We start from the raw sequence: 14,231 nt of genomic DNA on the forward strand, positions 1-14,231 counted from the left end.
CCCAGGCCGAGGAGGCCCGCCGACTGCTCCTGCTTAGGGCGTGTCCCTCTCGGCGAAGGCCTCGGCCACGATGCGGTCGGCTCCCTCGGCGATCATCTGGCGGGCCAGGTCCCGGCCGAGCGCGGTGGCGGCGGCCAGGTCCCCGGGTGAGGCGAGGTCGGCGGCGCGCTCGCGGCGCACGGCCTCGGCCCCGTCGGTGGCGACCACGGCGGCGCGCAGGCGCAGGCGGCCCGTCTCGGCGTCGTACTGGGCGTAGGCGCCGACCGGGGCGGCGCAACCGGCCTCCAGTTCGGAGAGCACGGTGCGCTCGGCGACGACCTCGGCGCGGGTGGCGGGGTGGTCGACCGAGGCCAGGTAGGCGAGGTCGCCGTCGAGGCGCTCGACGGAGCACTCGACGGCGAGGGCGCCCTGGCCGGGCGCGGGCAGCATCTGCTCGGGCTCGAAGACCTCGGTGACGTCCTCGGTGCGTCCCACGCGGCCGAGTCCGGCGTAGGCCAGGACGACGGCGTCCAGCTCTCCGGAGGCGACCTTGCCCAGGCGGGTCTCGGCGTTGCCGCGGATCGGGACGTAGACCAGGTCCGGGCGCAGCGCGGCGAGCTGGGCGACCCGGCGCGGGGAGCCGGTGCCGATCCTGGCCCCCGCGGGCAGGTCGGCGAACTTCAGCCCGTCGCGCGCGCACAGGGCGTCGCGCGGGTCGTCGCGCTCGGGGATCGCGGCCAGCACGAGCCCCTCGGCGGGCGTGGTGGGCAGGTCCTTGAGCGAGTGGACGGCGAAGTCGACGGTGCCCGCGTGGAGCTCGTCGCGCAGGGCGTTGACGAACACGCCGGTGCCGCCGAGCTGGGTCAGGTGCGCCTTGGTGACGTCGCCGAAGCTGGTGATCAGCTCCAGCTCGATCACCCTGCCGGTGCGCGCGGTGATGGCGTCGGCGACCATGCGCGACTGGCTGGTGGCCATGGTGCTGCGGCGGGTGCCGAGCCTGGCCGGGGCGCCGTGGTCGGGTGCTCCGTCGGCCGTCGTGCCGTGGGAGGGCGTGCCGGTCATGACTTCTCCTGTGCGGTCCGTGCCGCGGTGGCGGTGCCCTCGGGGGCGGTGAGCGCCTCGGGGCTTCCGGGGTCGAGTGCGAAGAGTTCTCTCAGTGCCGCCTCGTAGGACTCCCCGTCCGGTGCGGCGGCCAGTTCCTTGACGCGCACGGTCGGTCTGTGCAGGAGCTTGTCGGCGACGCGGCGCATGGCGCGGCTGATCTCCTCGCGCGTGCGGTCGTCGAGGTCGGCGGGCAGGCGGCCGTGCAGGCGCGACAGCTCGGCGTCCACCACGTCCCTGGCCTGGGCGCGCAGGGCGACGACGGTGGGGGTCACCTGGTGGGCGCGGCGGACCGCGCGGAACTCGGTGACCTCCTCGTCGACGATGCCGCGCACGAGGGTGAGGGCGCTGTCGCGGCCGGTGTCGGCTCCGGGAGCGGTGGCGGCGGCCTGGCGCAGGTCCTCGATGTCGACCAGGCGCACGCCGGGCAGCTCGCGCACGGCCGGGTCGATGTCGCGGGGCAGCGCGAGGTCGAGGAAGACCAGGGGCCGCGTGCGCCCGGCGGTGGCGGCGGCCACGGCCTCGGCGGTCAGGACCAGGCCCTGGGCTCCGGTGCAGGAGATGACGAGGTCCACCTCGGCCAGGACCCCGGCGGCGTCGGCGAAGGGGACGGCGCGGGCCTCGACGGTGTCGTAGGCCTCGGTGAGGCACTCGGCCAGGCGCGCGGCCCGGTCGAAGGTGCGGTTGGCCACGACGACCGCCTCGGCGCCCTGGCGGGAGACGGTGTTGGCGGACAGGGCGCTCATGGATCCGGCGCCGAGGACGAGGACGCGCACGCCCGTGAGGGGGCCGTGCGCGGGCCGGGCGAGCCCGGGCGCGTCGGCGGTGTCGCCCGGGACCGCGGACATGGGGCAGCCCGCGGGGGGCAGCGAACCCACGGTCTGGGCGGTCTGGAGGGCGGTGGTCTGGGGAGCGCCGGTCGGGCCGAGCCCGAGGCCGCCGGAGGCGACGGTGAGGCCGAAGCTGACCATGTCGGCGCCCGCGTGGTCGAGGTGGGTCTCGGTGTGGGCGCGCTTGCCCACGCGCAGGGCGCGCTGGCCGAGGTCGTTGAGGACGCGGCCGACGGAACCGGTCTCCTGGCCCTCCTTGAGGGCGTCGCGCACCTGGCCGAGGATCTGTCCCTCGCCGAGGACCATGGAGTCGAGCCCGCAGGTGACGGAGAACAGGTGCTGGACCGCGCGGTCCTCGTAGTGGACGTAGAGGTGCTCGGAGAGCTCTCCGAGGGGGACGCCGGTGTGCCAGGAGAGGAGTTCGGTGATGGCCGAGACGCCGCCGTGGAAGGCCGAGACGTCGGCGTAGACCTCGGTGCGGTTGCAGGTGGAGACCACCATGACCTCGTTGACGGGCTCGGAGCCGACCATCTCGGCGACCGCGTTGGCGCGGGTCTCCCCGTTCAGCGCGACACGTTCGAGGAGCGCCACCGGCGAACTCCGATGGCTCAACCCCACGGCCAGGACACTCATCCGCACTACTCCTATGCAGGCACCACACAGCGTCTTCGTATGCCCCGGCGGCGGCCAGACCGCCGGAGGCGCGGCGCACGCTCGCTCATCGCCCACCGCTCATGCGGGCCTCGCGGCCCGGATCGTCCATCCCTCAGGTCACGTCAGCTCCAGTCCCGCGCGTTCCGCGCCGCGGCCGTCGCCATCGGCCCTGCGCTGCGCGTGGAAGGCGAGGATCTGGAGTTCGATGGACAAGTCGACCTTACGCACATCGACTCCGTCCGGCACATTGAGTACGACCGGCGCGAAGTTGAGGATGCTGGCCACCCCCGCCTCGACGAAGCGCGTCGCCACGCCCTGCGCGGAGACCGCCGGTGTCGTGATGACACCGATGGAAACCCGCTCTGAACGGACAACCTCCTCCAGGTTGTCAATATGCCTCACGTCCAGGGAGGCGACACTCTGCCCCACCATCGCCGGGTCCGCGTCGAGCAGCGCCGCGATACGGAACCCGCGGGTCCCGAACCCCCCGTAGTTGGCCAGTGCGCGGCCCAGGTTGCCTATCCCGGCGATGGCCACGGCCCAGTCCTGGGTGAGACCAAGCTCACGCGAGATCTGGTAGACGAGGTACTCCACCTCGTAACCCACGCCACGCGTCCCGTAGGACCCGAGGTGGGACAGATCCTTGCGCAGCTTGGCGGAGTTCACACCGGCGGCGGAGGCGAGGTCCTCGGAGGAGACGGTGAGGGTGCCGCGGTCCTGGAGGGTCTGGAGGGCCCGCAGGTAGACGGGGAGCCGGGCCACGGTGGCCTCCGGGATGCCCCTCTCCCGGGGCCGTGGTGGACGACTGGTCACAGGCGGGCGCTCCTGGTCGGCGGGCGGGCGCGGGAGGCGGTCCGGGCGGGAGGCGGGCCGCCGGGACCGGCGCGGGGAGCGGACGGGCTGCTGCCGCCGCGCCCCTCGGGCGTGTCTTGGAGTACCTAGATTACGCGCTTGTGAAAGCACGCACAAAGTGGGGCCCGCTGTGACGGCGGGCTCATAAGTTCCCACCGGCAAGGGCCTTGGCGCCCCCGTGGAAACCTCCGGTGCGTACGCCGGCAATTCGGGACAACCAAAGACCGTCATATGTGCATATTTGTGGGCACAGTCGTAGTTTTCGGGCTTACTCAGCTCTCCGGAGGAGCCGTCCCGTGAGAGCGGCCGGAAACGTTTTCGCCCATCGCCCGGGCCGCTGACCGCACATCCCCCGGAGAACCGACGAAAACCCCTTCAGCCGCCCAGGGCGGAGCGCAGGCGGTCCTCGCCCACCCTCCAGAAGTCGTGGCGCCGCCCGTCCACGAACGTCACCGGGATCTTGTCCCAGTACTCCTCGCGCTCGTCCGCGCCGACCTCGTCGAGCTGGCGCACCGCCCGGCTGGCGCCGAGTTCGTCCGTGACCCGCTCGATGACCCCCCAGGCGTCCTCGCACAGGTGGCATCCCGGCTTGCCGAGCATCACCACGCGCGCCTGGCCCGCCCACTGGGGTGTTTCCGCCATGTTCCCCTCCTGTTTCCGGAGCCGTACGGCCCCTCAGCCTCCCGCGAAGGGCGGTAGGACCTCGATCACAGTGCCGTCCGCGACCGGCACGTCACCGTGCGCTCTGCGCCCGACCGGCCGCTCGTCGACCAGCAGCGAGGAGGATCCGAGTACGCGCTGGAAGCGGTCGTCCGGGTGCAGCCGACACGCCGCCTCCAGAGCCTCCGCGAGCGTGGCGGCCCCGACCGTTTCCTCGGCGGTTCCGGCGGCCTCCTTGGCCGCCGCCCAGTACCTGATAGTGCACTTCGCCATCCGTTGATTATCCTTGGTGTTGCTCGGAGGCGACGAATTGGACATCTTCACCGGGGGCAATGGCGCCTTCGATCGCCCGCACAGAGCGGGGTGACGAGAAGAGACGCATGAGCCATCTGCTGCTGTTGACGAACTCGAACGAACCGTCCGACCACGTACTGCCCGCCCTCGGTCTCCTTCTGCACTCGGTGCGGGTGGCGCCGGCGGAGGCGGGGGCCCTACTGGCGTCGAACGCGGGCGGCGGCTCCGGCGCGCCGGTCGACGCCATCCTGGTGGACGCGCGGACCGACCTCGCCGCGGCCCGCAACTTCTGCCGCCTGCTCGACACCACGGGCCTGGACTGCCCGCTGATGGTGATCCTGACCGAGGGCGGCGTCGCGGCGCTGACCCCCGACTGGCAGGTGAACGACTTCATCCTGTCCACCGCCGGTCCCGCGGAGGTCGAGGCGCGCCTGCGGCTGGCCGTGGGGTCGGCCGAGGCCGGGACGGACGACCCCGACGAGATCCGCAGGGGCGATCTCGTCATCGACGAGGCCACCTACATCGCGCGGCTGCGCGGCCGCATCCTCGACCTCACCTTCAAGGAGTTCGAACTGCTCAAGTTCCTGGCGCAGCACCCCGGCCGGGTGTTCACCCGGGCGCAGCTGCTCCAGGAGGTGTGGGGCTACGACTACTTCGGCGGCACCCGCACCATCGACGTCCACGTGCGGCGCCTGCGCGCCAAGCTGGGCTCGGAGTACGAGTCGCTGATCGGCACGGTGCGCAACGTGGGCTACCGCTTCGTGCCCGACCCGGTCGCCAAGGCGCCCTCGGCCGTGCCGGAGGGGGTCGACGCGCCGCCCGCCGCGCGCTCCGCCGAGCCCAGCGCGACCTAGGGCGGCACGCGGGGAGCCGCCTCCCTCCGCCCGAGGACCACCCCGGGGCGCCCGCGCGGGCGCCCCGGAGTCGTTTCCGGACACCCGGGGACCCGGCGCTTCCGCGTCCACCGCCGCGGGCCCCACCCACCGCGTTCCAGGGGCCGACCGTCCCGCGGGCGAACGGTGTGAGAACGGGCGTCCGAACACTCGTGTTCGACGGCCCCAGGTCCTAAGATCGTGTGGGCACCCCCACGCCGGGACGTCAGGCGCGGCGAAACTCCCCGCGAGCGGGTGCGCAGAAGCTGCCTTGGCGCGCCATCCGCGAGGAGGAGAACGCCCCGATGCCCACGAACGCCGCGAGACCCCCGCTCACCCCCGGACGCCGTCGCACGGCCATCGCCCTGGGGGCCGTCTTCGTCGGTTCCAGCCTGGTCGCCGCCATGTCCCCGGCCCACGCCGAGCCGAGCCCCTCCGCGTCCGCCTCCCCGGCGCCCTCCACACCGCCGTCCTCCCCGGAGCCGGACCCGTCTGCTGTCGTCTCCTTCGAGCGGGACTCCGACGAGGTGAAGTTGGGCGACTCCGCGGTCAACCCCCTCACCGCGACCAACACCGGCGACGCCAGCGTCTGCCTGCTGGCGATGAGCGTGGACACCGGCGGGTTCGGCGTCAGGGGGTTCACGCCCCAGGAGGTCGCCCCCGGTCAGGAGGCGTCCGCCGGAGAGGTCACCGGCGCGACCCGCGAGCGGGCCGAGGTCACGGCCACCCTCACCTACGCGCTCGCGCAGGAGGGCGTCGCGTGCGCGGCCCTGGAGCCCGCGAGCACGCACACCGTCGCCACCGGCACGTGGACGGTCTCGATCGCCAGGCCCGAGCCCACCACTCCCCCGGAGCAGACCGGGGAACCCACGGACGAGCCCACCGAGACCGAGGAGCCGGACGACACCACGAGCCCCTCCGACACGCCCCGCCCCGACCCCACCCGTGACGACGACCGCGGGGGGAACTCCGGCGGCGGTTCGGGCGGTTCGGGCGGTTCGGGCGGCGGCGGGTCCGGCGGCTCCGATGGCGCGCCCCGCTCCTCCGGCCGTGTGGACGACGTGCCCACCAGCGACGTGCCCACCACCCGCGACAGCTTCCCGGACCTGCCCAGCGACGAGGCGGCCCTGCCCGGGGTCGTGCCCGGCGCGGAGAACCTCGCCGAGCTGCCCACGGTGACCCCCGGCGCGCAGGACGACGACCTCGACGGGACCGAGGTGGCCGCCGACCACAGCGACCTGGGGCCGAACATGGCCCCGGCGGTGCTGCTCGCCGCGTTCCTCCTCGCTCTGCTGCTCGCGGCCCCGCTCGCACCGGTGCGGCGCGTCCGCGTCGGCGGCGGCTACCAGGGCAGGCGCCGCAGGAAGTAGGACGTCCCGGAGCCGTTCCCCAGCGGCCCCGCCACCGGGGACGGCACCGGCGACACGTGGATCAGGGCAGCTACCAGGACAAACATCTCACCTGCCGTGGCTGACAGAAGTCTTGCCGTCGCCCCGTCGTAGGCTTTCGGTCCATGGACACCCCGCTAGTCACCGATGACCTGGACCGGACCCTGGCCGAACAGGTGCTGACGCTCGCCGAGGCCGCGCGCGCGGCCGACGGCGTCGCACCGCTGTCGGAGCACACCCTGCTCCGCGTCAGACACGGCGCCCCCTCGGGGAGCAGCCGCTTCCACCTGGCCCTGGAGGACGGGCGCGCGGTCGGCTTCGCCTTCGTGGAGCGCGTCGCGGGCGAGCCCGACTCCGGAGAGGTCGTCGTCCACCCCGACCACCGCGGCCGCGGGCACGGAACCGCCCTGCTGCACTCGGTGGACCGGGACGCCGGGCCGGACGGGGTCCGCGTGTGGGCGCACGGGCGCACCCCGCAGGCGGTGTCGGTGGCGCGGGAGGACGGCTGGACCGCCGTCCGCGAACTCCACAAGATGCGGATGCCGCTGCGCGACATCGCCGGGGACGAGCCGGGCGGCCCCTGGGAGGCGCCCGAGCTGCCCGAGCCCGAGCTTCGGCCCGAGGTGGCCGAACGGGTCCGGCTGCGCCCCTTCGTCGTGGGCCAGGACGAGCAGGCGTGGCTGGCCGCCAACGCGCGGGCGTTCGCCGACCACCCCGAGCAGGGCCAGCTCACCCTGGACGACCTGCTCCAGCGCGAGGTGGAGGACTGGTTCGACCCGGACGGCTTCTTCCTGGCCACCGCCAAGGACGGCGGGGTGGCCGCGTTCCACTGGACCAAGACCCACGCCGACGGCGCCGGGCTCACCGACGGCGAGCCGGTGGGCGAGGTCTACGTGGTGGGCGTGGACCCCGAGTGGCAGGGCAGCGGACTCGGCCGGGCCCTGACCCTGGCGGGTCTGCGGCACCTGCGCGACGCCGGTCTGCCGTGGGTCCACCTGTACGTGGACGGCGACAACGAGGCGGCGGTGCGGCTGTACGAGTCGCTCGGATTCGCCATGTGGGACACCGACGTGATGTACGCGCCGCCGAGGGACGACGCCCCCCGCCCGAACGTGTGACCTGTCACATTCACCGGGCAATCCCCGGGCCGCCACGGGAGTGCGACACCTCGTTCATCTTCCGTTCATCTTGTTTGGGACAACTGGTCACCTGTTGCACCTACCTTCACATTCGGCGCAGCACGGCCACCCTCCACCACGGACCGTGGCGCGGTGACCGGCGATCGCCCCAGTACGGGACGCGGAGGGGACCTCGGCGGGGAGACATCCCCCGACCGGCGGGAGAACCACGCGTCGCAGGGAACACACCAGGCACGCAGAAGGTGCACGGAACGCACCGCACCATCCGGGCGACCCGCCCCGAAACCTTCCGAACCGGAGCCAACCCATGACGACCACGGACGCCCCCGAGGCGGCACCGCCGCCCACGGGCAAGCGCCGGATCGGCGACGTCGCCTTCGCCGGGCTCGCCCGAGGCTCGGGCATCCTGATCCTGCTGATCCTCGCCGGTGTCGCCGCCTTCCTGCTCGTGCAGGCCTGGCCGTCCCTGACCGCGAACACGGTGAACTTCCTCACCAGCACGGAGTGGGACCCCAACGTCCGCGAGGAACCCGCGTTCGGTGTCGCCGCCCTGGCGTTCGGCACCGTCCTGGCCGCGGCCATCGCGCTGCTGCTGGCCACCCCGGTGGCGATCGGGATCGCGCTGTTCATCGTCTTCTACGCGCCGCGCAGGCTCGCCTCGGTACTCGGCTACCTGGTGGACCTGCTGGCCGCCATCCCCAGCGTCGTCTACGGCCTGTGGGGCATCGGCTTCCTCGCGCCGGAACTGGTCCCCGTCTACCAGGCGCTGACGCGCTACCTGGGCTGGATCCCGCTGTTCCAGGGCCCCGCCTCCACCTCGGCCCGCACCATCCTCACCGCGGGCGTGGTGCTGGCCGTCATGATCCTGCCGATCATCACCGCTATGGCGCGCGACGTGTTCCACCAGACCCCGCAGGGGCACCGCGAGGCCGCCCTGGCCATGGGCGCCACCCGCTGGGAGATGATCCGCCTGGCCGTGCTGCCCTTCGGCAGATCCGGCGTGGTGGGCGGCGCCATGCTCGGCCTGGGCCGCGCCCTGGGCGAGACCATGGCCGTCGCGATGATCCTGTCCCCCTCCCTCATCGTCTCCTGGAACCTGTTGCAGAGCGGCAACCAGACCATCGCCGCGCACATCGCCCTCCAGTACCCCGAGGCCACCGGGTACGGCGTCTCCGCGCTGATCGCCGCCGGGCTGGTCCTGTTCGCGATCACCCTCGTCGTCAACATGGGCGCGCGCTACGTCGTGACCCGGGGGAGCAAGGAGTCTTGATGGACACGACGACCACGCAGCCTCCCGGCCCCGAAGCGGGCTCCACCGCGACCGACCTGCGCCGCGGCTCCCTGCCACAGCACTTCCCCGCCGCCCTGCTGGCCTCCTCCGCCGCCGTGGTGGCCGGGGTCCTGCTGGCCTTCTCGTCCTTCGGGTTCCTGCTGTGGGGCCTGCTCACCGCCGCCGCGTACGTGGTGATCGTCGTGACGGCCTCCGCCCGCGTCGAGGGCGGCCGCAAGGCCAAGGACCGGCTGGTCACCTCGCTGGTCTACCTGTGCTTCCTGCTGGCGATGCTGCCGCTGGTGTCGGTGCTGTGGACGGTGCTGAGCAACGGCATCGTCCGGTTCGACGCCTACTTCCTCACGGTGTCCATGAACGGCGTCCTGCCGAGCATGGACGCGGGAGGCGTGTACCACGCGATCGTGGGCACCCTGGCGATCACCGGCATGGCCACGCTCATCTCGGTGCCCATCGGCGTGATGACCGCCGTGTACCTCGTGGAGTACGCCGAGGGCCGCATGAAGCGGATCATCGTGTTCTTCGTCGACGTCATGACGGGCATCCCGTCGATCGTCGCCGGACTGTTCGTGGTGGCGCTGTGGATGATCCTGTTCGGCCCGGGCCGGACCAACGGCGCGGCGGGCGCGATCGCGCTGGCGGTGCTGATGATCCCGGTCGTGGTGCGCTCCAGCGAGGAGATGCTGCGGCTGGTGCCGCAGGACCTGCGTGAGGCCTCCTACGCCCTGGGGGTGCCCAAGTGGCGGACGATCACCAAGGTGGTGCTGCCCACCTCCGCGGCCGGCCTGACCACAGGAATCATGCTCGCCATCGCCCGCGTTATCGGAGAGACGGCTCCCCTGATCCTCACCACGGGGTCGTCCGCGGTGTCGATCAACTGGAACCTGTTCGACGGGCAGATGATGAACCTCCCGGTGTTCATCTACTCGCAGGTCCGCATGGGCGGCGCCGTCAACTACGAGAGGGCCTGGGCGGCGGCGCTGACCCTGATCCTGGTGGTGATGCTGCTGTTCTTCCTGGCCCGCATGATCGGCCGCCTGTTCGCGCCGAAGGCCCGTTGACCCCTACACACACCGCCCACGCCCCGCGCGCGGAGCAGATTCACGAGGAACTTCCAGTGGCGAAACGTATCGACGTCTCCGGTCTCCACGTCTACTACGGCGACTTCAAGGCCGTGGAGGACGTGTCGATGACCATCGAGCCGCGGTCGGTGACGGCGTTCATCGGATCGTCGGGCTGCGGCAAGTCCACCTTCCTGCGGACCCTCAACCGGATGCACGAGGTGACCCCGGGAGCCCGCGTCCAGGGCAAGGTGCTCCTGGACGACCTGGACATCTACGGGCCCGACGTGGACCCGGTCATGGTGCGCAGCGAGGTCGGGATGGTCTTCCAGAAGGCCAACCCGTTCCCGACGATGTCGATCTACGACAACGTCATCGCCGGTGCCCGCCTCAACAACCGGCGGATGAGCAAGTCCGAGGCGGACGAGCTGGTGGAGGGTTCGCTGCGCGGCGCGAACCTGTGGGAGGAGGTCAAGGACCGGCTGAACAAGCCCGGTTCGGGCCTCTCCGGCGGGCAGCAGCAGCGGCTGTGCATCGCCCGCGCCACCGCGGTCAAGCCGTCGGTGCTGCTGATGGACGAGCCGTGCTCGGCGCTGGACCCGATCTCGACCCTGGCGATCGAGGACCTCATCCACCAGCTCAAGGAGAACTACACGATCGTCATCGTGACGCACAACATGCAGCAGGCCGCGCGTGTGTCCGACCGGACGGCGTTCTTCAACCTGTCGGCTCCGGGCAAGCCGGGCAAGCTCATCGAGATGGGCGAGACGAACCAGATGTTCACCCGGCCGGAGAAGAAGGAGACCGAGAACTATATCACCGGTCGGTTCGGCTAAACCGCTGCTGATACCCCTCTGACCAGGGACGACCGGTGATCGGGTGGTCGCTTCGGCTGATCCGTCACCCGGACCCTTCCCGACCAGGGACGACCGGTGATCGGGTGGTCGCTTCGGCTAAACCGTCACCCGGACCCTTCCCGACCAGGGACGACCGGTGATCGGGTGGTCGCTTCGGCTAAACCGTCACCCGGACCCTTCCCGACCAGGGACGACCGGTGATCGGGTGGTCGCTTCGGCTAAACCGCTGCTGATACCCCTCTGACCAGGGGCGACCGGTGATCGGGTGGTCGCTTCGGCTAAGCCGCTCCATCCACCCCTCCCCACCAGGGACGACCGGTGATGGGGTGGTCGCTTCGGTTAGACCGCTGCTAGTACCCCTGGGATGACCGGTGGGCGAGTGACCGCGGGAGGCCCCCGCGGACGAGAGAACACGAGGACAGGCGTGACCACACCGCTGGTGATCGACACCGACACCGCGCAGGACGACTGCGTGGCCCTCCTCATCGGGCTGCTGGACCCTGAGGCGGACCTGCGCGCCATCACCATGGTCGCGGGGAACGTCGGCTTCGACCAGCAGGTGCGCAACGCCTTCCTGACCCTCAGCGTGGCCGGTCGCCTGGGCGAGGTGCCGGTGTACCTGGGCTGCCGCCGTCCGCTCGTGCGCCCGTGGGTGAGCGCGGAGAACGTGCACGGCGACGGGTCGGGGGGCCTGTCCATGGACGTCTCCGGGCTGGAGACCGAGCGCGAGCACGCGGCGGACGCCCTGGTCCGGCTGGCCGCGGAGAACCCCGGCGAGCTGTCGATCGTGGCGATCGGGCCGCTGACCAACATCGCGATGGCGGCCGCCAAGGACCCCGACTTCGCCCGCAACGTCGGCGCCCTCTACGTCATGGGCGGGTCCAACAACGGCCGCGGCAACATCACCGCCGCCGCGGAGTTCAACTTCTACGTGGACCCGGAGTCGGCCAAGGCCGTGTTCGCGGCGGGCTTCGAGATCACCGTGGTCCCCTGGGACCCTCTGACGCTGCGCCAGGCGGTGTTCGGCCAGGAGCGGCTGGACGCCCTCGCCGCCCTCGGCACGCCGCTGTCGGACTTCTTCGGGCGCGTGTGCGCGGCGACGCTGGAGTTCGACCGCAGCGTGGGCATCGACGGCACCACCCACCCCGACTCCCTGACCGCCGCGGTGCTGCTCCACCCGGAGCTGGTGCGCCGCTCCGCGCGCTACCACGTGGACGTGGAGACCGCCGGGGAACTGACCCGCGGCTACTCGGCCATGTCCTGGGGCGTGCACGGGCTGGAGGCGAACGCGACGGTGATCGAGGAGATCGACGCCGACGGGTTCTTCGACCACCTCGCCGGGCTGCTGTCCCGACGCACCGTTCCGAACCGGACCGTCACCGGCCTGTAGCTTCCGACCTCCGGCTGCCCGGCACCTGACGGACACCTTCTCCATGCCATGTGCCACGGATCCATAACATCCGCACGAACGCGGAACACCGCACCGCCACGCTCATAGCATCGATGCTATGAGCTGGGGTAGCATCGAACTGGAGCCGGAAGTCGAGCTATGGCTGGAGGCGCTGTCTGACGAGGAATGGGCGCAGGCCATGTTCCACCTGGACCTCCTTGAGTCCCGCGGAGTCGGCTTGGGGTTCCCCTACACGAGCCAACTGGACGGCAAACTGCGGGAACTGCGCTTCTACTGCGGTGGGCAGCGGGTGCGCGTCACCTACTACATCGCGGGCGAGCGACGCATCATCATGCTGACCGTGTTCCGCAAGACCCGGGCGCGCGAGTCAGCCGAGGTCAGGCGGGCGACGAGGGCCATGAACGAGTGTCTGCGCGCCGGTCACACCGTCGACGGCGAGGAGGAATGATGAGTACCTCACCGAGAAGGACCCTGTCCGAACTGAAGTCGTCCGAGCGCTTCGACCGGCCCGGAGTCCGAGAGGCCTACGAACTCACCCGGCTGCGTTTCGAACTGGCTGAGACCGTCCGGCTGCGGCGGGAGCAGCTCGGCTGGTCCCAAGCCGAACTCGGGCGCCGGGCGGGCATGCCCCAGTCCAGCATCGCCCGTTTCGAGCACGGTGGCACGGAGCCGACACTGCCCACACTGGAGCGCATCGCCGAAGCCCTGGGGCTGGTTCTGCGGGTACGGATGGAAACCCCTACGGAACAGGAACCCGACTCCAGCGCCGCGTAGATCGTTCACACCACCGGGCACCGTCCCGAACCGGACCGTCACCGGCCTGTGAACCCGTCCCCTCGGCCCCGGCCGGGACGAGGGGTGTGCGCGGCAGGGCGACGGGACGCTCCAGCGGCCCCCGGGGGCTTCGGCGTGCGAGGGGGCACGCCCGCCCGCCTCCGGCCCCCACGGGGCGGTCCGGGGAGCCTCAGCCGTTCTTGACGACGATGGTCTCCACCGTGTTCGCGACGTGCTCGAACGCGTCCGCGGCGGTCTCCAGCTCCTCGATGACGTCCTTGAGCTTGAGGACCGTCAGGGCGTCGTACTCCCCGCTGAAGAGGCGGGCCAGGAGCTTGCGGTAGATGCGGTCGGCCTGGTTCTCCAGCTGGTTGATCTCGATCCAGTACCGGGTCAGGTCCTCCAGCGTGCGCAGGCGGGGCATCGCCTCGGCGGTCAGCTCGGCGGCGCGCTCCAGCACCTCGATCTGGTCGATGATCCCCTTGGGGAGGCGCTCCAGGCCGTACAGGCCGATGAGGTCGACGGCGGCCTCCATGGAATCCATCACGTCGTCCAGGTTCGAGGCCAGACGGTAGATGTCCTCCCGGTGGATGGGTGTCCCCGAGCTCTTGTTGAGGCGTCGCATGATCGCGTGGGTGGCGTCGTCACCCGCGTGCTCGCAGGCGCGCATCTTCTCGGTGATGGCCTCGCGGTCGGCTCCGTCACTCATCAGCTCCACCAGCAGGCGAGCCGCGATGACCAGGTTGTTCGCCGAGTCGGTGAACATCTCGTAGTAACTGTCATCACGCGGGCGCAAGCGCAGGCGCACGTCGTTCTCCCGATGGTGCGGTGGTATTCCTTGGTGGATGTTAAGCGCGTCGGCCAGTTGGTCCGGCGCGGCCGGGCTGGGCGGCGCCGGTCCGGCGCCGAGGGGTTGGGCTGGCACGGGCTTAGTCACCGCTTATTCATCTGGTGGTGCCGCCGCGTGGAACACCCTGGGGGTGCGGGGTCCATCGCAATCCTCCCAATCTCGACAACACCGGGACGGTTCGGGACGCTACCGTGTCCCGCTCCCGCTGGCCAGCGTCGCGC

Annotated in this window: 15 protein-coding genes; 9 read left to right on the top strand and 6 right to left on the bottom strand. The window is 71.4% G+C overall.

The annotated features are described in order from the left end of the window. Nucleotides 1-33: 33 nt before the first annotated feature. The 5 genes from hemC to NDAS_RS21605 all read right to left on the bottom strand — a co-directional run bounded on the left by hemC (nucleotide 34) and on the right by NDAS_RS21605 (nucleotide 4,349). Nucleotides 34-1,041: a hydroxymethylbilane synthase gene (hemC, locus tag NDAS_RS21585; protein WP_013155367.1), complete on the bottom strand. Its 1,008-nt coding sequence runs from the start codon at nucleotides 1,039-1,041 to the stop codon at nucleotides 34-36. Next, entirely contained in the window at nucleotides 1,038-2,543 is a 1,506-nt protein-coding gene (locus NDAS_RS21590; protein ID WP_013155368.1) for a glutamyl-tRNA reductase, read from the bottom strand. Before NDAS_RS21590 ends, hemC begins: the two co-directional genes overlap by 4 nt. A gap of 138 nt (nucleotides 2,544-2,681) precedes the next feature. After that, complete coding sequence (locus tag NDAS_RS21595) at nucleotides 2,682-3,377, bottom strand: redox-sensing transcriptional repressor Rex (protein WP_013155369.1); 696 nt, start codon at nucleotides 3,375-3,377, stop codon at nucleotides 2,682-2,684. A gap of 414 nt (nucleotides 3,378-3,791) precedes the next feature. Further along, on the bottom strand, nucleotides 3,792-4,058 hold the full coding sequence (locus NDAS_RS21600; protein WP_013155370.1) for a glutaredoxin family protein: 267 nt from the start codon (nucleotides 4,056-4,058) through the stop codon (nucleotides 3,792-3,794). A 33-nt stretch (nucleotides 4,059-4,091) separates the two neighbouring features. Next, on the bottom strand, nucleotides 4,092-4,349 hold the full coding sequence (locus tag NDAS_RS21605) for a MoaD/ThiS family protein (protein WP_013155371.1): 258 nt from the start codon (nucleotides 4,347-4,349) through the stop codon (nucleotides 4,092-4,094). A 107-nt stretch (nucleotides 4,350-4,456) separates the two neighbouring features. Between NDAS_RS21605 and NDAS_RS21610 the strand changes: the two genes are divergently transcribed. The 9 genes from NDAS_RS21610 to NDAS_RS21650 all read left to right on the top strand — a co-directional run bounded on the left by NDAS_RS21610 (nucleotide 4,457) and on the right by NDAS_RS21650 (nucleotide 13,160). Then, a complete protein-coding gene (locus tag NDAS_RS21610) occupies nucleotides 4,457-5,224 on the top strand; it encodes a winged helix-turn-helix transcriptional regulator (protein ID WP_013155372.1) in 768 nt (255 codons plus the stop codon). A 323-nt stretch (nucleotides 5,225-5,547) separates the two neighbouring features. Continuing rightward, on the top strand, nucleotides 5,548-6,612 hold the full coding sequence (locus NDAS_RS27665; protein ID WP_013155373.1) for a hypothetical protein: 1,065 nt from the start codon (nucleotides 5,548-5,550) through the stop codon (nucleotides 6,610-6,612). 143 nt (nucleotides 6,613-6,755) lie between these two features. Continuing rightward, the gene (gene mshD, locus NDAS_RS21620) at nucleotides 6,756-7,748 is read left to right on the top strand and encodes a mycothiol synthase (RefSeq protein WP_013155374.1); all 993 of its coding nucleotides are present in this window, start codon (nucleotides 6,756-6,758) and stop codon (nucleotides 7,746-7,748) included. Nucleotides 7,749-8,076: 328 nt separating this feature from the next. Continuing rightward, entirely contained in the window at nucleotides 8,077-9,039 is a 963-nt protein-coding gene (gene pstC / locus NDAS_RS21625) for a phosphate ABC transporter permease subunit PstC (RefSeq protein WP_013155375.1), read from the top strand. After that, nucleotides 9,039-10,118 carry a phosphate ABC transporter permease PstA gene (gene pstA, locus NDAS_RS21630; RefSeq protein ID WP_013155376.1) on the top strand — a complete coding sequence of 360 codons (1,080 nt, stop codon included), beginning with the start codon at nucleotides 9,039-9,041 and terminating at the stop codon, nucleotides 10,116-10,118. Before pstC ends, pstA begins: the two co-directional genes overlap by 1 nt. Before the next feature lie 56 nt (nucleotides 10,119-10,174). Beyond that, entirely contained in the window at nucleotides 10,175-10,954 is a 780-nt protein-coding gene (pstB, locus tag NDAS_RS21635) for a phosphate ABC transporter ATP-binding protein PstB (protein WP_013155377.1), read from the top strand. A 445-nt stretch (nucleotides 10,955-11,399) separates the two neighbouring features. Further along, the gene (locus tag NDAS_RS21640; RefSeq protein ID WP_013155378.1) at nucleotides 11,400-12,365 is read left to right on the top strand and encodes a nucleoside hydrolase; all 966 of its coding nucleotides are present in this window, start codon (nucleotides 11,400-11,402) and stop codon (nucleotides 12,363-12,365) included. Nucleotides 12,366-12,483: 118 nt separating this feature from the next. After that, nucleotides 12,484-12,834, top strand: a complete 351-nt coding sequence (locus tag NDAS_RS21645) for a type II toxin-antitoxin system RelE/ParE family toxin (protein WP_013155379.1) — start codon at nucleotides 12,484-12,486, stop codon at nucleotides 12,832-12,834. Then, nucleotides 12,834-13,160 (top strand): helix-turn-helix domain-containing protein, encoded by a 327-nt coding sequence (locus NDAS_RS21650; RefSeq protein WP_013155380.1) that lies wholly within the window; start codon nucleotides 12,834-12,836, stop codon nucleotides 13,158-13,160. The genes NDAS_RS21645 and NDAS_RS21650 overlap by 1 nt, the downstream gene beginning before the upstream one ends. Nucleotides 13,161-13,350: 190 nt before the next feature. Here NDAS_RS21650 and NDAS_RS21655 read toward each other — a convergent pair whose 3' ends face one another. Continuing rightward, a complete protein-coding gene (locus tag NDAS_RS21655; RefSeq protein ID WP_013155381.1) occupies nucleotides 13,351-13,968 on the bottom strand; it encodes a DUF47 domain-containing protein in 618 nt (205 codons plus the stop codon). Nucleotides 13,969-14,231: the final 263 nt, after the last annotated feature.

Origin of the sequence: Nocardiopsis dassonvillei subsp. dassonvillei DSM 43111, assembly GCF_000092985.1 — a bacterium.
GTDB lineage: Bacteria > Actinomycetota > Actinomycetes > Streptosporangiales > Streptosporangiaceae > Nocardiopsis > Nocardiopsis dassonvillei.